The sequence below is a fragment of the Enterobacter sp. JJBC genome, assembly GCF_036936505.1.
Classification (GTDB): Bacteria; Pseudomonadota; Gammaproteobacteria; order Enterobacterales; family Enterobacteriaceae; genus Enterobacter; species Enterobacter hormaechei_C.
On record NZ_CP136935.1, the window covers coordinates 1,737,436 to 1,754,915 of the forward strand.

Annotated in this window: 18 protein-coding genes, 1 tRNA gene and 1 riboswitch; of the genes, 6 read left to right on the forward strand and 13 right to left on the reverse strand. The window is 58.2% G+C overall.

The genetic code is table 11. From position 1 onward, the window contains the following. Positions 1-11: 11 nt before the first annotated feature. Entirely contained in the window at positions 12-530 is a 519-nt protein-coding gene (locus RY075_RS08230; RefSeq protein ID WP_003858117.1) for a LuxR C-terminal-related transcriptional regulator, read from the reverse strand. Positions 531-783: 253 nt separating this feature from the next. On the opposite strand from RY075_RS08230, the gene RY075_RS08235 reads away from it, so the two are divergent. Further along, positions 784-871: transfer RNA gene (locus RY075_RS08235), tRNA-Ser, on the forward strand. 42 nt (positions 872-913) lie between these two features. On the opposite strand, the gene RY075_RS08240 is transcribed toward RY075_RS08235, so the two are convergent. Next, positions 914-1,915, reverse strand: a complete 1,002-nt coding sequence (locus tag RY075_RS08240; protein ID WP_015570882.1) for a magnesium transporter — start codon at positions 1,913-1,915, stop codon at positions 914-916. Positions 1,916-1,975: 60 nt separating this feature from the next. Then, positions 1,976-2,145: riboswitch (M-box (ykoK) riboswitch) on the reverse strand. 158 nt (positions 2,146-2,303) lie between these two features. On the opposite strand from RY075_RS08240, the gene RY075_RS08245 reads away from it, so the two are divergent. Both RY075_RS08245 and agp read left to right on the forward strand, forming a co-directional pair. Beyond that, positions 2,304-2,804 carry a DedA family protein gene (locus RY075_RS08245; RefSeq protein ID WP_003858113.1) on the forward strand — a complete coding sequence of 167 codons (501 nt, stop codon included), beginning with the start codon at positions 2,304-2,306 and terminating at the stop codon, positions 2,802-2,804. A 92-nt stretch (positions 2,805-2,896) separates the two neighbouring features. Then, entirely contained in the window at positions 2,897-4,138 is a 1,242-nt protein-coding gene (gene agp, locus RY075_RS08250; protein ID WP_032657984.1) for a bifunctional glucose-1-phosphatase/inositol phosphatase, read from the forward strand. A gap of 32 nt (positions 4,139-4,170) precedes the next feature. Here the strand turns inward: agp and RY075_RS08255 are convergent, their stop codons facing one another. Both RY075_RS08255 and wrbA read right to left on the reverse strand, forming a co-directional pair. Continuing rightward, the gene (locus RY075_RS08255) at positions 4,171-4,398 is read right to left on the reverse strand and encodes a YccJ family protein (protein WP_003858110.1); all 228 of its coding nucleotides are present in this window, start codon (positions 4,396-4,398) and stop codon (positions 4,171-4,173) included. An 18-nt stretch (positions 4,399-4,416) separates the two neighbouring features. Then, the gene (gene wrbA / locus RY075_RS08260) at positions 4,417-5,013 is read right to left on the reverse strand and encodes an NAD(P)H:quinone oxidoreductase (RefSeq protein WP_003858109.1); all 597 of its coding nucleotides are present in this window, start codon (positions 5,011-5,013) and stop codon (positions 4,417-4,419) included. Between the two features lie 391 nt (positions 5,014-5,404). On the opposite strand from wrbA, the gene RY075_RS08265 reads away from it, so the two are divergent. Continuing rightward, a complete protein-coding gene (locus tag RY075_RS08265) occupies positions 5,405-5,575 on the forward strand; it encodes a general stress protein (protein ID WP_001273664.1) in 171 nt (56 codons plus the stop codon). A 116-nt stretch (positions 5,576-5,691) separates the two neighbouring features. Beyond that, a complete protein-coding gene (locus RY075_RS08270) occupies positions 5,692-6,612 on the forward strand; it encodes a DMT family transporter (protein WP_003858106.1) in 921 nt (306 codons plus the stop codon). A gap of 110 nt (positions 6,613-6,722) precedes the next feature. Here the strand turns inward: RY075_RS08270 and rutG are convergent, their stop codons facing one another. The 7 genes from rutG to rutA are packed head-to-tail and all read right to left on the reverse strand — an operon-like array spanning position 6,723 to position 12,157. After that, positions 6,723-8,045: a pyrimidine utilization transport protein G gene (gene rutG / locus RY075_RS08275; protein WP_058652291.1), complete on the reverse strand. Its 1,323-nt coding sequence runs from the start codon at positions 8,043-8,045 to the stop codon at positions 6,723-6,725. 21 nt (positions 8,046-8,066) lie between these two features. Further along, positions 8,067-8,561, reverse strand: a complete 495-nt coding sequence (gene rutF, locus RY075_RS08280; RefSeq protein WP_003858102.1) for an NADH-dependent FMN reductase RutF — start codon at positions 8,559-8,561, stop codon at positions 8,067-8,069. 9 nt (positions 8,562-8,570) lie between these two features. After that, a complete protein-coding gene (locus tag RY075_RS08285) occupies positions 8,571-9,161 on the reverse strand; it encodes a malonic semialdehyde reductase (protein WP_003858101.1) in 591 nt (196 codons plus the stop codon). A 9-nt stretch (positions 9,162-9,170) separates the two neighbouring features. Further along, positions 9,171-9,971, reverse strand: a complete 801-nt coding sequence (gene rutD / locus RY075_RS08290; protein WP_003858098.1) for a pyrimidine utilization protein D — start codon at positions 9,969-9,971, stop codon at positions 9,171-9,173. 7 nt (positions 9,972-9,978) lie between these two features. Next, positions 9,979-10,365 (reverse strand): pyrimidine utilization protein C, encoded by a 387-nt coding sequence (rutC, locus tag RY075_RS08295; protein ID WP_003858097.1) that lies wholly within the window; start codon positions 10,363-10,365, stop codon positions 9,979-9,981. Positions 10,366-10,376: 11 nt separating this feature from the next. Continuing rightward, positions 10,377-11,066, reverse strand: coding sequence for a pyrimidine utilization protein B (rutB, locus tag RY075_RS08300; RefSeq protein WP_003858095.1), 690 nt, complete (start codon positions 11,064-11,066; stop codon positions 10,377-10,379). After that, entirely contained in the window at positions 11,066-12,157 is a 1,092-nt protein-coding gene (gene rutA, locus RY075_RS08305) for a pyrimidine utilization protein A (RefSeq protein ID WP_003858092.1), read from the reverse strand. Before rutA ends, rutB begins: the two co-directional genes overlap by 1 nt. A gap of 245 nt (positions 12,158-12,402) precedes the next feature. On the opposite strand from rutA, the gene rutR reads away from it, so the two are divergent. Further along, positions 12,403-13,041 carry an HTH-type transcriptional regulator RutR gene (gene rutR, locus RY075_RS08310; RefSeq protein ID WP_023315786.1) on the forward strand — a complete coding sequence of 213 codons (639 nt, stop codon included), beginning with the start codon at positions 12,403-12,405 and terminating at the stop codon, positions 13,039-13,041. Here rutR and RY075_RS08315 read toward each other — a convergent pair. Beyond that, on the reverse strand, positions 13,038-13,433 hold the full coding sequence (locus tag RY075_RS08315) for a lysozyme inhibitor LprI family protein (RefSeq protein ID WP_109948740.1): 396 nt from the start codon (positions 13,431-13,433) through the stop codon (positions 13,038-13,040). The genes rutR and RY075_RS08315 overlap by 4 nt on opposite strands. A 51-nt stretch (positions 13,434-13,484) precedes the next feature. Next, on the reverse strand, positions 13,485-17,447 hold the full coding sequence (gene putA, locus RY075_RS08320) for a trifunctional transcriptional regulator/proline dehydrogenase/L-glutamate gamma-semialdehyde dehydrogenase (RefSeq protein ID WP_003858087.1): 3,963 nt from the start codon (positions 17,445-17,447) through the stop codon (positions 13,485-13,487). Between the last annotated feature and the right edge of the window lie 33 nt (positions 17,448-17,480).

The following is a 17,480-nucleotide window of genomic DNA, read 5'->3' on the forward strand; positions in this document are numbered from 1 at the left end:
TGTTACAGCTTTTAATCGACGATCGCCGATTTTACACGGGTCATCGCCAGAATGTTTTTTGAGCGCATATTTAATTTCTCGAGGATCCTCACGCGGTAGGTGCTGGTCGTTTTTTGTGACAATTGCAGCTTTTTCGCGATCTCATGGTTTTCCAAATGAAACAGCTTCAGCACGTCATATTCTCGTCGCGTAAAGGAGTGTGTTCTGAGCGCCCGGTAAAAGCGCATCAGCTGCTGAAAAGGGTGAGCAGTAAAATGCATCGACGAATAGATAATATTATCGATTCTCACTGCGCGGTTGGCTTCTATCTCATGCATCAGGACAATGTAATCACGCTTAACTTTTTTGACCTGCCGAATGGTTTTATTGCGTAACTTATCCTGTTCAATCGCAATGATAAAATCCATCGCCTGATCGACCCCATCAAGATCGTGAATATCCGCGTCATCGCGAATCAAATGGGTTGATGTCAGGGAGCTTGATACACCATGGCAAAGGTAATAGTTATCACTGATAAATAAAAAATTCATAATCGTCGTTAAATAAAGTCATGGCTATCTCTTAACGCAGTGATCTACGGTTAATGAGTGTTGTGCGAAAAAGAGTCTAAATGACCACCCGCGAATCTAATAAACGTTATGAATGTAAAAATAAATGTTTACATTTTAGCCAGTCGATGGCGAAGAAATCAGCGGGACGGAAGGGGAGGACGGAAGACGTGTAATGTTATGCAAATTCGTGCTTTACATCATGCTCAGAGATGTTTATAGTGCGCCTCACTTTGGAAGCGTGGCCGAGCGGTTGAAGGCACCGGTCTTGAAAACCGGCGACCCGAAAGGGTTCTAGAGTTCGAATCTCTACGCTTCCGCCAAATTCGAAAACCCTGCGATAGCAATATCGCAGGGTTTTTTCGTTATTCCAGCCCCAGCGTATACTGCGCGATTTTGAAGTAGATAATCAGCCCGGTCCCGTCGATTAGCGTGGCGATAAACGGTGCGGAGACCACCGCCGGATCGATTTTGCAGCGTTTCAGTACCATCGGGATCACCGACGAGACGATGGCGCTCCACAGCGTAATGCAGACCAGCGTCAGGCTGACGATGAGCGTGATTTCCATCCCAATACCCATCATCCAGGCGCGAACGCAGCCCGCCAGACCCAGCGTGGCGGCAATCATTAACGAGGTGCTGATCTCTTTGCGCAGCACGCGACCCACATCGCGAAGGTGGACTTCACCCAGCGCCATGGCGCGCACCAGCGTCGAGGTGATCTGCGTCCCGCTGTTTCCGCCGGTGCCAATCAGCAGCGGAATAAAGAACGCCAGCGCAATGGCGGATTCCAGCGCCTCTTCAAAATGCTGGATCACCGAGCTGGTATACGCTTCCGCGACAAACAGCAGCAGCAGCCAGACGGAGCGTTTCTTCCACAGGCTGAAGGCGCTGGTTTCCAGATAGGGCTTCTCCAGCGGCAGCGTCGCCCCCTGAAGCTGGGCATCTTCAGTAACGTCATCTTCCAGCAGATGGGCGATTTCACGCTCGGTAAGGCAGCCCACCAGCTTGCCGTGGGTCACAACCGGCACTACATCCGCACCCGCATGCGCCAGCAGCCCGGCGACATCCGCCCGCTCATCTTCCGGTTTGAGCTGAATAAAATCAGATATCATCAACCCCTTAACGGGCTGCACGGTGTCGGTGGCCTGCAACAATTTGCGTACGGCGATCAAACCCGCGAGGCGACCGTTATCTTCGATAAAAATATGCGACGGAATATCATCATCTTTTAATTTTTCAAAGAACTGCTCGCGTGCCAGAGCCACGCATAATGAAATATCAATAACGATAAAATCGGTATTCATATATTGCGCGATGGCGCTGTCATTGAAAGCCAGGTTTTGGTTGTGAATAGCGTAAGACATAGCAAATTCCCTTTGAATAATAAAATCTCTCAGGGGCGAGCAAGACAGGGCATGTCGGAAAGGAGATCCCCACGTCCTGGGTTCAGCACTGTACACCGTATCCCGCAAGGGAAGTTATACTGACAAAGCCTTGATTCGACAGTGCCTGTTTTACCCTGTGCCGGTTCTCTCGAACCCACCAGAGCGATAACGTTTATTTGTACAGGAGCCTCGCCATAACGAGATCGTTGTAAAACGAGAGGGATAATACGCTTATTTAAAACTGCTGCTGAGGAATTTTAATAATGTTGAAGAACGGTTTAAATGAATAGTATTAAACGCATGTTGAGGTTTTATTTAACTGTTTTCTTTTTAAATGGAGAATTCATTTGTTACCGGAGAGAGTAAAATGGCATGGCTGGACACGCTGCTGGATCATTTTGCGCATTATCCGACGCATCTGTTCGCGCTGCTCGTTGTTATGGCGTTGAGTAAATCGACGGTGCTGGTCTCCTCGGTGCTGCCGCCCGCATCGGTCATGCTGATGGCGGGGATCGCCGTCAGCCAGTCGAGTCTGCATCCCGGAATGACGTGGCTGGCGGTGGTGATGGGCGCTACGGCAGGTTCGGTGCTGAATTACCATATCGGCCAGCTGATGGGGCATACCCGGCTGGTGTCACGCCTCACCGCAAAACATGCCGATAAGATTCTGCGGGTACAGCATCAGCTGCAAAAGAACGGCGTAGTCGCGCTGTTCACGTCGCGTTTCCTGGCGGTGCTGCGTTATATCGTGCCGCTGGCGGCCGGCATGCTCAGGATGAGCGCGATGAAGGTTTACGTCGTTAGCCTGCTGTCAGCCTGCGCATGGGCGGCGCTGTATGTCGGCATCGTCACCGGCATCAGCATCTGAACGTATTCATCAGTTTGAGAAATGCTTCCCGAAAAAACGGTCACCAGTCTGTCACACTCAGCGTAACGATAAAAACGCATGAGGAAAAAGGGATGAGAAAAGCACTACTCGCTGTCGCCGTGGCAGGAACGCTTTCAGTGACGTTTGGGGCGCAGGCACAGGACACGCCGGATGGCTATCAGCTGGAACAGGTGCTCATCATGAGCCGCCACAACCTGCGCGCGCCGCTTGCCAATAACGGCAGCGTGCTGGAGCAGTCCACGCCGAAGCAGTGGCCGGAGTGGGACGTCCCGGGTGGACAGCTCACCACCAAAGGTGGCGTACTGGAAGTGTATATGGGTCACTATATGCGCGAGTGGCTGGCAGAGCAGGGGATGGTGAAGACGGGTGAATGCCCGCCAGCGGATACCGTCTATGCCTACGCCAACAGCCTCCAGCGCACCGTGGCGACCGCGCAGTTCTTTATCACCGGCGCGTTCCCCGGGTGCGATGTTCCTGTGCATCACCAGGAAAAAATGGGCACCATGGACCCCACCTTCAATCCGGTCATTACCGATAACTCCCCTGAGTTTCGCGAGAAAGCGCTGAAAGCGATGGAGACGGAACGGCAGAAAATGCAGCTGGATGAAAGCTACAAACTGCTGGAACAGCTGACAAACTACAGCGACTCGCCGTCCTGCAAGGAGAAAAAAGTCTGCTCCCTGACGGAGGCGAAAGATACGTTCAGCGCCGATTATGAAAAAGAGCCGGGCGTCTCCGGGCCGCTGAAGGTGGGTAACTCGCTGGTAGATGCTTTCACGCTACAGTATTACGAAGGCTTCCCGACAGACCAGGTTGCCTGGGGGGAAATCAAAACCGATCAGCAGTGGCGCGTGCTGTCGAAGCTGAAAAACGGCTATCAGGACTCGCTGTTTACGTCGACGGAGGTGGCGCAGAACGTGGCTAAACCGCTGGTGAAGTACATTGATAAAGCGCTGGTGACCGACCAGGCAAAAGCGCCAAAAATCACCCTGCTGGTAGGGCACGACTCTAACATCGCCTCGCTGCTGACCGCGCTGGACTTCAGGCCTTATCAGCTGCACGACCAGCAGGAAAGAACCCCGATTGGCGGTAAAATTGTCTTCCAGCGCTGGCATGATAAAAACACTAACCAGGAGCTGATGAAAATTGAGTATGTTTACCAGAGTTCAGATCAGCTGCGTAACGCCAGCGTACTGTCGCTGCAATCCCCTGCGCAGCGCGTGACGCTGGAGCTGAAGGGCTGTCCGGTGGATGGCAACGGCTTCTGTCCTGTCGATAAATTCAATGCGGTGATGGATAACGCGGCGAAATAGAAAATAACCCCCCGCGTGGGCGGGGGGAACGTTCAGACGTTTTTACGTTCGATGGTTTGCTCGCCCCAGAACAGCGAGTCTTTGTCGGTTTTTTTGAAGGCGCGAACCAGCACTTCATCGTTGCCTTCTTCCCAAATCTGTTCAGCCAGCTTTTCGTCATAATTGGCGACTTCAAAGATGGCTTCGGCAATCTCCGGAGAGGTATTGCGTAAACTTGCCCATTCGCCCACGTGGTGAGCTTTGGATTCTTGAGTTGGCATACTTGTCCTCCTGTTAGGTTAGCCGTTCAGTTTTTTGGCAAGACCCGCGACGTATTCACCCTGATAGCGGGCGATTGAAAGTTCTTCATTGCTTGGCTGACGTGAACCATCCCCACCGGCAATCGTTGTTGCGCCATAGGGCGTACCACCACGGACCTGGGAGACATCAAACAGTTCTTGCGCGCCGTAGCCAATCGGCACAATGACCATCCCATGATGCGCAAGCGTTGTCCAGGTGGAAGTGATCGTCTGCTCCTGGCCGCCGCCCGTGCCGGTAGAGCTGAACACGCTGGCCAGCTTGCCGTATAACGCGCCGGAGGCCCAGAGCCCGCCCGTCTGGTCGAGGAAGGTGCGCATCTGGCCGGACATATTGCCGAAGCGGGTCGGGGTGCCGAAGATAATGGCATCATAGTCCGCGAGCTCCTGCGGGGTGGCGACCGGGGCGTTTTGTGTTTTCCCCCCGGCTTTGGCGAAGGCTTCCGCCTGCATGGTTTCCGGTACGCGTTTAACCACGACCTCAACGCCGTCTACTTTGTTTGCGCCTTCTGCTACTGCGTGAGCCATGGTTTCAATGTGTCCATACATGGAATAATAGAGCACCAGAACTTTTGCCATTTTGCATCACTCCTCGTTGGTTTTTCTTACAGCGGATCGCTGCGTTCCTTTAAAGATATGACATCACAGCCAGACTGCAAAAATGAACGGCATTTCTTTGATATATAACAATATCTTTTGGTTATGCGCCTTGTAGCAAAATGAAACAACTTTCGCGGCGGGGATTTTTCAAAATATAAGAATGGCTTATGAATGACTTCCTCAATATTTCATACGAAAGGCTGAGATCATGTTGCAGAATATTACCTCTCGCTTGCCGGATAGCCGCATTACACTAAGCTTAGTTTCACGCGGCACAGATAAAGGCACTGTCCTTGAGCCGCGAGGTGAAAGAATCCTCTTTTACTGAATGCAATATGATGTCTAATGTTTCACACTCTGGAGGTTAGAGATGGCAAACCATCGTGGTGGTTCAGGTAATTTCGCTGAAGACCGTGAAAGAGCATCAGAAGCAGGTCGTAAAGGTGGCCAGTCTAGCGGGGGCAACTTTAAAAACGACCCTCAGCGCGCATCAGAGGCTGGTAAAAAAGGGGGTAAAAATAGCCACGGCAGCAACAAGTAGTACGCCGGGTTAACTCTCTGCCGCCGGGTTTCCCGGCGGTTTTTTTATGTCTGCTACATTGAACTGTCATCAAAGGCATCGCACACTACAGGATTGATTCTTCGTGCTGGTGTCCCATGTCCGTTTCCCGTTTTACCTTCTCCATTAAGCCTCAGGAAGCGATCCTGATTTTGATCACCATGTTCTGGGGCGGAACCTTTCTTGCCGTTCAGTACGCGGTCACGATGAGCGATCCGTTTTTCTTTGTAGGGCTGCGTTTTGCAACCGCGGCGGTTGCCGTGGCGCTTATTTCACTGAAAACCCTGCGCGGATTGACCCTGAGAGAGCTTAAAGCGGGTGTCGCCATTGGCGTGGCGATTGCCATGGGTTACAGCCTGCAAACGTGGGGGCTCCAGTCTATCTCCAGCAGTAAATCCGCCTTCATCACCGCCATGTACGTACCGCTGGTGCCGCTGTTGCAGTGGCTGTGCCTCGGCAGAATGCCGGGCCTGATGTCGTGCATTGGCATCGTGCTGGCGTTCATCGGCCTTATTTTATTAGCCGGGCCGGAAAATAATCTGCTGGCGCTGGGGCCGGGGGAGATCATCACTCTGGTGGGGGCCGTCGCCATTGCGGCAGAAATTATTCTGATTAGCGCCTGGGCAGGAAAAGTGGACGTCAAGCGGGTGACGGTGGTGCAGCTTGCCACCGCGTCGCTGGTGGCGTTCGCGACGATGGTGCCGGCAGGGGAGTCCGTCCCGCCGATGTCTACCGGGCTTATCGTCGTGGCGCTGGGGCTGGGCATTTTCAGCGCCATTATCCAGGTTACCATGAACTGGGCGCAGCGCAGCGTATCCCCGACACGGGCGACGGTCATTTACACCGGTGAACCGGTGTGGGCGGGTATTTTCGGGCGACTCGCCGGGGAGCGTCTGCCGCTGCTGGCGCTGGTGGGCGCGGCATTTATTATCGCCGGGGTGCTGGTGAGCGAGTTGAAGTTAAAAAAACGACGTAAGGCGACTGCCGGATTGAGCGCTGAACAAGGGGCAGATAGCTAACAACGCGCACCCTGTCCGTTTAGCCCGGCGGCGCTTCGCTTGCTCGGGCCTACTTGCCAATTGTAGGCCGGGTAAGCGTAGCGTCACCCGGCAAGAATGCGGCACGTATTTCAGGTGGAAGGGGTGATGGCTTTTCCTTGCGGTACATCCCTTTTCCGGCGGCTCAGCAGGGCGTTGAGCAGGATCGCGCCGAAGGTCGCCGTGCCAATCCCGCCTACCGTAAACCCGCCCAGCGTCAGGGCGAAATCACCCGCCCCCAGCACCAGTGTCACCGCCACCATGATCAGGTTACCATTCTGGCTCAGATCAACATGATTCTGCACCCAGATACGTGCCCCCGCGACGGCAATAAGACCAAATACCACAATCGAGGCGCCGCCAATCACGGGTGCCGGGATGGTGTGGATCAATGCGCCGAATTTTGGGGAAAAGCCGAGCAGCATCGCCATCACCGCCGCCGCCACGAAGACCAGCGTCGAGTAGACTTTGGTCACTGCCATCACGCCGATGTTTTCCGCGTAGGTCGTCACGCCGCTGCCGCCGACCGAGCCGGAGAGCATGGTCGCCAGACCGTCTCCCACAAACGCCCGTCCCATATACGGGTCCATATTGCGGCCGGTCATTCCCGCTACGGCTTTCAAATGGCCCAGGTTTTCAGCCACCAGAATCACCGCGACAGGCGCGATGAGCATCATCGCCTGAGCGTTAAAGGTGGGCGAGGTTATGTGCGGCATGCCGAACCAGGCGGCCTGATGAATCAGTGTGAAATCAACCGGTTTGCCGAGGCCGAGCACGTTCGCCAGCAGCGCGTAGACCAGACAGGCCGCAATCAGCCCGACCAGGATCAGCAGCCGCTGGATCATGCCGCGCGTAAAGACCGCCACCACGCCGATGCACAGCACCGTAATCACCGCCATCCAGCTTTCAAACGGTGAGCCGGAAACGCTCTTCACCGCAATCGGCGCGAGGTTCAGGCCTATCGCCATCACCACCGCCCCGGTGACGACGGGGGGCATCATCCGCTCGATCCAGCGTGTGCCGACTTTCATCACCACCAGACCGGTCAGGGTGTAGACCAGCCCACAGGCGATAATGCCGCCGAGGGCCACGCTCAGGTTGGGGTTAATACCCTGACCGTTAAACCCGGTCGCTGCAATGACCACCCCAACGAAGGCGGCGCTGGAGCCCAGATAGCTGGGCACACGCCCGCCGGTGACAAAAAAGAACAGCAGGGTACCCATACCCGACATCAAAATGGCGAGGTTAGGATCCAGCCCCATCAGCATGGGCATCAGCACCGTCGCACCAAACATCGCGACCGCATGCTGCACGCCCATCACCATTGTCTGCCCGAGCGGGAGCCTTTCATCCGGCGCGACCACGCCTGCTTCTGTGGAGGTCGATTTCAACTGCCAGTGGGGAAGTCCGAACATGATCTGTCTCCTGAATGCGGATTAACAGGCGGGTCGCATAAGTGCGTGATAGCCGCGGTCGAACCACACCAGCCCTTGCGGCGCCGGGTGGCGTACGATGGATACGATGTCGCAAAACAGAATGTCGTGAGTGCCAACGCTCACCACCTGGCTGATGCGGCAGTCGAACGAGGCCAGCGCATTTTCCAGACGCGGGCAGCCCGTGTCGCCTGTCTGCCAGCGGGCAGCGGCAAAGCGGTCCGCCATCGGCGTTTTCCCGCCAAACAGGTTGGATAAAGGCTCCTGTCCGGCACTCAGCGTGTTAACGCACAGGGTGCGGTTCTCGCTGAAAATCGGCCAGACCGACGCGCCGCGGTTGAGGCACACCAGCAGAGTGGGCGGGGTATCGGTTACGCTGCATACCGCGCTTGCGGTAAAGCCCGCCATTCCCGCCGGGCCGTCGGTGGTGATGATATTGACCGCCGCACCGACGCAGGCCATGGCATCACGGAACGTTTGTTGATCGGGTGTCGTCATGATGGCTCCTTACGCCAGCCCGCAGGCATCGTCAAAGGCCAGACGCGGCAGGCGTCCGTACAGTTTGGTCGTATCGCCGTAGCCGATGTTGATCAGCAGATTGCTTTTAAGCAGCGTGCCCGTGAAAAAGGCCGCGTCCACTTTTTCCCGGTCAAAACCGGACATCGGCCCGGTGTCGAGCCCGAGCGCGCGGCAGGCGAAAATCAGGAACGCGGCCTGCATTGAGCTGTTGCGAAAGGCGGTTTCTTCCGCCAGCGCGGGGCTTGCGGTAAACCAGCTTCTGGCATCGCCGTGCGGGAACAGTTCAGGCAGGCGCTCATAAAACTCGCTGTCCCAGGCGACAATCGCCGTGACCGGGGCAGTGAGCGTTTTCTCAAGGTTGCCGCTGGAGAGCGCCGGGCGCAGCTTTTCTTTTCCTTCCGGGCTTCGCACAAACACAATGCGCGCCGGGGAGCAGTTGGCGGACGTCGGCCCCCATTTCATCAGGTCATAAATCTCGTGCAGCGTCTCGTCACTGACCGGTATATCCAGCCAGCCGTTATGGGTACGTGCGCCGGTAAACAGCGTTTCCAGCGCGGCGGGCGTGATGGCTTCGCTCATTCAAACTCCTTACAAAGCGGATTCTGGGCTGTGCAGCAGGCTGGCAAGCCCGTTCAGCAGCAGAGTGTTAAAGATGTCCGGCGCGGTCACGTTGCAGGCATGCCCGCCCTGGCGCATGACCGTTTTGCGGGCGTGCGGGAGTGCGGCGTGCAGTTCATCAGAACAGACGGACGGCACCAGCAGATCGTCGGTGGAACAGATAATCTGCACGGGGCAGCGAACGCGTGCAGCGTGGCGGCTGAAATCGGCCTGTTTCAGGGCATGCAGCCTGCGCAGCAGATTGGCTTTGCCCTGAAAATGGGCCAGCGCCAGCGCGTGCTCGGCCTCCAGCCGCGGGGCGCGGGCGGCCATCCAGTCTGCCGGGTAGAGGAACAACGGCTGTGCCTCTACCCACGCCTGCGCGCCGCCCGAATGCAGCAGACGTTCGCGAACGTCAAAACAGCGTCGGGTATGGGCATTGAGCGTCAGCCAGCCGTTGACGCAGACCAGCGCGGTAAGGGCGTCGGGCTTATCGATGGCCAGCCGCAGGCCCACCAGCGCCCCCAGCGCGTGGCCGACCACGCAGTAACGGGCGATCCCGGCCCCGGCTAACGCCAGTGCGAGCTCGTCGGCCATGTGTGCGAGGGTGTAGTCTTCCGGCAGGGTATCCGGGTTATTCCCCGTGCCCCGCTGGTCGTAGCACACCACCTGATACTCCTGCCCCAGCACGGCGAGCTGAGGCAGCCAGTAGCTCCCGCTGCCGCCGAGCCCGGCAATCAGTACCACCACGGGCGCGCCCGCAAAGGGGGGCGGGGAAATGGACAGTTTCATGGCGGCCTCACTTCGCGATGTGCGCAACGGTGGCAATTTCAACCAGCGCTTCGGGCTTTACCAGCCCGCACTGGATGCAAAACCGCGCCGGTTTATCGCCGGGGAAAAACTCCGCGTAGATTTCGTTAATCGCGGCGTAGTTTTTCCAGTCGGTGATAAAGATGCTGTTGAAGGTCACGTCCTCCATCGTACCACCCGCCGTTTCGATCACGGTTTTGATCGTCTCCAGCACGTGGCGGGTTTGCCCCTTTGGGTCGTTGATAAACACCACGTTGTTGTCTTTATCAAACGGCAGCGTGCCCGAGACATACACCACGCCGTCGGCGAGGGTGCCGGGGACAAACGGGGCAATCGGGGTGCTGGTGCCCGGCGGAATAATCACGGATTTCGGCATAGCGGTTCTCCTCAGGCGATGCGGGCGAGCGGGGGATCCAGCGCGTCGCAGAAATCATTGACGTTACTGACCCAGCCAAAAAAGGTTTCGATATTGAACAGGGCGGCTTTCTGGGCAAAATCCGGCCCGGCCTGATGGGTAGCGTCTTCCAGCACCACGCCAAAATACTCGAGGAAAAAGCCGTCGCGCAGGGTCGACTCCACGCAGACGTTGGTGGCAATGCCCGTAAAGACCAGATGACGAATGCCCCGGCTGCGCAGCAGGCTGTCGAGCGGGGTATTGAAAAAGCCGCTGTAGCGCGGTTTCGGCAGTACGATATCGCTGGCTTCCGGTACCAGCTCATCCACCAGCTGATAATCCCAGCCGCCTTTCGCCAGCAGCGTGCCCTGGAGTTCGGGCCGTTGGCGCATGGTTTTCAGGGCGTTGGATTTGTGAAAGTTGGGTGAGCCGGGACCACCAGCTTCGACGTACTGGTCGTCCCAGCCGTTCTGGAACCAGACGATGAGCATGCCCGCAGCGCGCGCAGCGTGCACGGCGGTTTTGATGTTCTCAATCACCGGCTGCGTGGTGGAGACGTCAAACCCGGCCAAATCCAGATACCCGCCTTTACTGGCATAGGCGTTTTGCATATCCACCACGATCAGCGCGCTGCGCTGCGCGTCAAAGGTAATGGCTTCCGGGCGAGCGTTGAGGGTCGTCATTACGCCACCTCCTTCGTCACGGCAGGGATGTGGGCGCGGCACTGCATCAGCGGCTGAATGCGCTCGCCGAAGGTTTCCACGCCGGTGAGAAAATCATCGAAGGTCAGCAGCACGCCTTCGGCGCCGGGCACGGCAGCCACTTCGTCGAGCATTCTGGCGACGCTGGCATACGAGCCAACCAGGGTGCCCATGTTGATATTGACGGCAGACGTCGGGTCGGCCATCTGGCGAACGTTGGTGTCCGCGCCGGAGCGGGTATCCTTCTGGCTCTGCTCGGTAAGCCAGCTCAGCGCTTCGTCATCCGCGCCGTCCTTGTATCGTTCCCATTTGGCGCGCGCGGCGTCGTCGGTTTCGTCGGCAATCACCATAAACAGCACGTAGGAGCCCACGTCGCGCCCGGTTTTGTCGGCGGCCGCTTTCATGCGTGCCGCGGTGGGCGCGAAGGCGGCCGGGGTGTTAACGCCTTTGCCGAAGCAGAAGTTGAAGTCGGCGTATTTCGCCGAGAATTCCATTCCCGCGTCGCTCTGCCCGGCGCAGATAACCTTCATCGGCACCGACGGCTGCGGGCTGACGCGGCAGTCGTTCATGGTGAAGAAATCGCCTTTGAAATCGCTTTTGCCGGTGCCCCACAGATCGCGCAGCACCTGCACATATTCAGTCAGGTAGTCGTAGCGACGGGAGAAGTAATCGTCCCCCGGCCAGATCCCCATCTGCTCGTACTCCGGCTTTTGCCAGCCGGTGACCAGGTTAACGCCAAAGCGCCCGCCGGAGATGGAGTCGATGGTGGAGGCCATCCGCGCCACGATCGCCGGGGGCAGGGTAAGGGTGGCGGCGGTGGCGTAGATCTGGATCCGCGAGGTGACCGCCGCCAGGCCCGCCATCAGGGTAAAGGACTCCAGGTTGTGGTCCCAGAATTCGGTCTTACCGCCGAAACCGCGCAGCTTGATCATCGAGAGCGCAAAGTCGAAATGGTAATGCTCCGCTTTCTGCACGATGGCTTTATTCAGCTCAAAGGTCGGCATGTATTGCGGGGCAGTGGTCGAGATAAGCCAGCCGTTGTTGCCGATCGGTACAAATACGCCAATTTTCATCACGAACCTCTCTTCATTACATCGCAGGTGTCACGATGTTTTTGCAAAGGCAGTGCCAGTTTTGAAAATCACTTTGTTATTAGGGTGTTAAATGATGGTTGTTGAAATTAACAGCGAAAATGTGGACTAGATGGTCAAAATCATTGCACAGAAAACAGGCACTCATGCGCGCTGAGGGTGCAGAAGGTCGTGGCGAGACGGGGGTTTTGCTATGCTGAGCGCAGGACAGAAAATGGAGAGCGAAAATGACACAAGGCGCAGTGAAAACACCAGGTAAACGTTCGCAGGCGGTGAGCGCCAAGAAACAGGCGATCCTCAGCGCTGCGCTGGAGACATTTTCGCAGTTTGGTATTCACGGTACGCGCCTTGAGCAGGTAGCGGAGCAGGCCGGGGTGTCCAAGACCAATCTGCTCTACTACTACCCGTCGAAAGAGGCGCTGTATGTGGCGGTGATGCAGCAGATCCTCGATATCTGGCTCGCACCACTTAAAGCATTTCGCGAAGAGCTGGCCCCGCTGGTGGCGATAGAGGAGTACATACGCCTGAAGCTGGAGGTATCGCGTGATTACCCGCAGGCATCAAGGCTGTTCTGCCTGGAGATGTTGCAGGGCGCGCCGCTGTTGCAGGCGGAGCTGACGGGAGATCTAAAGCAGCTGGTGGACGATAAATCGGCCATTATTGCCGGATGGGTCGCCAGCGGAAAACTGGCGCCCGTCGACCCGCAGCATCTGATCTTTATGATCTGGGCCGCTACCCAGCATTACGCTGACTTCGCGGCCCAGGTCGAGGCGGTGACCGGTAAAACGCTCCAGGACGAGGCGTTTTTCCAGAGCACCCTGGAAAACGTACAGCGGATGATTATCGAAGGGATCCGCGTGCGTTAATTGCCCGGTGGGAGAGGGCAGCTTAGATCGCCCTCTTCACACTGCATCAGCGTGGCCAGAAACGCTTCGCGCTCTGCGGTTTTCTCCGCCAGACACTGGTTCACAATCATTGGCTGAACGCTCCCGCCTTCCGTACCCGAACCGATAAACGCACAGTCTGCGTCGCGCAGGCTGATCCACGCCTGCTGCGCCTTTTTCAGCAGATCGCGCTGAGGCGCAGCCGCACGTTTGATGGCGGCCTGATAGGTCTCGTTGAGCTTTTTATCGGCGGCTTGGTACTGCTGCGCGCTACAGGTGTTCAGTTCAAGCTGGGTGGTCGCGTTGTCGCACTCGTCGGCCAGCGCGCCGGCGCTCAGCAGCAGTGCCGCACCGGCGATAAGATATCGTTTCATATACTCCCCAATAAAATAAGGCTCCGTCTCCGGAGCCTTATTAGCACAGCGTTAGCCGATTGTCATCAGGCTGGCGTTACCCCCCGCCGCCGCGGTGTTAACGCTGAGCGAACGCTCAACGTACAGGCGCTCCAGCAGCAGGTTGGTCTCCCCGCGGGCGAAGCCCTGCACCGAGACAATCGCGCCGCTGCGGGCCGCCACCTGCTCGCACAGTTCGCGCAGCTGGTCGGAATCACCGTGGTAGATCACCGCGTCAAACGGCTGGGTCAGCAGGGCATCGGCCTTCGCAAAGCGAATGCGGGCCGAGACCGCTTTTGGCAACTGTTTGGCGAGGTCGCGATGCAGGGCATCTTCCGGCCACAGCACCTCACAGCCCGTTGCCGTTGCGGCTGCCAGCTGCACCAGCGCATCCTGCTCGTTATCCGCCACGCACAGCACACGCTCGCGCGGCATCAGCGTCCAGGTGTTGCGCTCGCCGGTAGGACCCGGCAGCAGACGCTGTGTTCCCGCCTGCGCCAGCTCGCCGTACTGCTGTGCAATCGCACGCAGCTCAGGACGATTTTCAGCCCACTTAATCAGCGCGTCCAGCGGCTGGGTCAGCACGGCTTTCACCTGCGCATCCACCGGATATTCCGCGTCCTGACGCGCCAGCGTCACGCCCAGCGCATTTTCCGGACGGTTTGCCAGCAGACGGTACAGATAGAGCGGACCGCCCGCTTTCGGGCCGGTGCCGGAGAGACCTTCACCGCCAAACGGCTGCACGCCCACGACCGCGCCAACCATGTTGCGGTTGACGTACAGGTTGCCAACTTTAGCATTGCCGGTCACCTGGGCAATGGTTTCGTCGATACGGGTATGCACGCCAAGCGTCAGGCCGTAACCCGAGGCGTTGATCTGATCGATCAGCTCGTTGAGGTTGTTACGGTTGTAGCGCACCACGTGCAGTACCGGGCCGAAGACCTCTTTTTTCAGCTCGTCGAAGCTTGCCAGCTCAATCAGCGTTGGCGGCACGAAGGTGCCGGTCTGCCACTCGCGGGCATCTTCGCTGTTCTCGCGCACCGCCTGGAACACCGGACGGCCTTTTGCACGCATGGTCTGAATGTGGTTTTCAATGTTGGCTTTGGCTTCCGCGTCGATCACCGGCCCGATGTCGGTAGTGAGACGGCCCGGGTTGCCCATGCGGCATTCCGCCATCGCACCGCGCAGCATCTTCAGCGTGTGGTCAGCCACGTCATCCTGTAAGCACAGTACGCGCAGGGCGGAACAGCGTTGGCCCGCGCTGTCGAAGGCAGAGGCCAGCACGTCAACGACGACCTGCTCGGTGAGTGCGGAGGAGTCCACGATCATGGCGTTCATGCCGCCGGTTTCAGCGATCAGCGGGGTAGGACGGCCCTGCGCATCCAGACGGGTGGCGATGTTGCGTTGTAGCAGGGAGGCCACTTCGGTAGAACCGGTAAACATCACGCCGCGTACGCGGTTATCGGAGGTCAGTTTGGCCCCGACCGTTTCACCGCGCCCTGGCAGCAGCTGCACCACGCCCGCCGGTACGCCCGCTTCCAGCAGAATGTTAATGCCCTGGGCGGCAATCAGCGGGGTCTGCTCTGCCGGTTTTGCCAGCACGCTGTTGCCTGCGGCAAGGGCCGCGGCAATCTGGCCGGTGAAGATCGCCAGCGGGAAGTTCCACGGGCTGATACACACCACCGGGCCGAGCGGACGGTGGGTTTCGTTGTCGAAATCATCGCGCACCTGACCGGCGTAGTAGTGCAGGAAGTCGACCGCCTCGCGCACTTCGGCGATGGCGTTGCTGAAGGTTTTACCCGCTTCACGCACCAGAATGCCGATCAGCTGCTGCATCTGATCTTCCATCAGAACCGCCGCGCGTTCCAGAATGGCGGCACGCTCCTGCGGCGGGGTGGCAAACCAGATTGGCGCGTTGTTCACCGCGCTCTCCAGGGCCTGCTCCACTTCCGTTTCCGTGGCTTCGCGCACGTAGCCGACGATATCCTTCGGCTCTGCCGGGTTGATCACCGGCTGCATTTCACCGTCCTCAACGGACTGCTCAAGGATCGGCCTGGCCTGCCACTTCTGCAATGCGCTGTTAAGCAGGGCAGAAGAGAGCGAGGCCAGACGGTGTTCGTTGGCGAGATCCAGACCCGCCGAGTTGACGCGACCTGCACCATACAGCTCGCGCGGCAGGGCAATCTTCGGATGCGGCAGACCAATCTGGCCTTCCTGCGCCGCCATCTTCTCAACGGCCTGTACCGGGTCGGCCACCAGTTCGTCCAGCGGCAGGGTGGTATCGGCGATGCGGTTAACGAAGGAGGTGTTCGCCCCGTTCTCCAGCAGACGACGCACCAGGTAGGCCAGCAGAGTTTCGTGAGTACCTACCGGGGCATAAATACGGCACGGACGGTTCAGCTTGCCGTCGGCCACTTTACCGGTCACCTGCTCGTACAGCGGTTCGCCCATGCCGTGCAGACACTGGAACTCGTACTGGCCCGGATAGTAGTTCTGACCCGCCAGGCTGTAGATCGCCGCCAGGGTGTGGGCGTTGTGGGTGGCGAACTGCGGATAAATCAGGTTCGGCACGCCGAGCAGTTTTTTCGCGCAGGCGAGGTAGGAGACGTCGGTGTAGACCTTGCGGGTATAGACCGGATAGCCTTCCAGACCTTCCATCTGGGCGCGTTTGATTTCGCTGTCCCAGTAGGCGCCCTTCACCAGACGGATCATCAGGCGGCGACGGCTGCGGCTGGCCAGGTCAATCAGGTAGTCAATGACGAACGGGCAGCGTTTCTGGTAGGCCTGGATAACGAAACCAATCCCGTTCCAGCCCGCCAGCTCCGGCTCGAAGCACAGTTTTTCCAGCAGATCGAGGGAGATCTCCAGACGGTCCGCCTCTTCGGCGTCGATGTTAATGCCGATATCATACTGGCGCGCCAGCAGGGTCAGGGACTTCAGGCGCGGGTAGAGTTCTTCCATCACCCGGTCGTACTGCGCGCGGCTGTAGCGCGGGTGCAGGGCGGAGAGCTTAATGGAGATGCCCGGGCCTTCATAAATACCGCGACCGTTGGACGCTTTACCGATGGCGTGGATCGCCTGCTGGTAAGATACCATGTAGGCCTGCGCGTCGGCGGCGGTCAGCGCCGCTTCACCCAGCATGTCGTAGGAGTAGCGGAAGCCTTTATCTTCCAGCTTGCGGGCGTTCGCCAGCGCTTCGGCAATGGTTTCCCCGGTGACGAACTGCTCGCCCATCAGGCGCATCGCCATGTCCACGCCCTTGCGGATCAGCGGCTCGCCGCTCTTGCCGATGATGCGGTTCAGAGAGCGCGACAGGTTGGCTTCGTTATGGGTGGAGACCAGCTTGCCGGTAAACAGCAGGCCCCAGGTGGCGGCGTTAACGAACAGCGACGGACTGCGGCCAATGTGGGAGTGCCAGTTGCCGTTGCTGATTTTGTCGCGGATCAGGGCATCGCGGGTGGCTTTATCCGGAATACGCAGCAGCGCTTCCGCCAGACACATCAGCGCCACGCCTTCCTGCGAGGAGAGGGAGAACTCCTGCAACAGACCCTGCACCATACCGGCGCGTCCGCTGGCGGTTTTCTGATTACGCAGCTTGTCGGCGAGCTGATACGCCAGGCTGTGCGCCTGAGCGGCAACGGCTTCCGGCAGGCGCGCCTGCTCCAGCAGCATCGGCACGGCGTCGGTTTCGGCACGGCGGTAGGCGCCGGTAATGGCGGCGCGGCTGACGGACTGCGGCAGGATCTGCTCGGCAAATTCGAGGAACGGCTGGTGGTTCTCCTCAACGGCCGTCGCGGCTTCTTCGCTTTCGTTCGCTGCGCCCGCCAGCAGGGCAGGCAGCTCCGGCAGACCTTCTTCACTCTCCAGTCTTTCCAGATAGTTAAAAATCGCCTGCTTGATTAACCAGTGCGGTGTGCGGTCGATGCGGGTCGCAGCGGTTTTAATCCGTTCGCGGGTAGCGTCATCCAGCTTAACCCCCATGGTGGTCATCCCCATGCCAAAACTCCTGTTGTTCTGTAATAGCGTTCT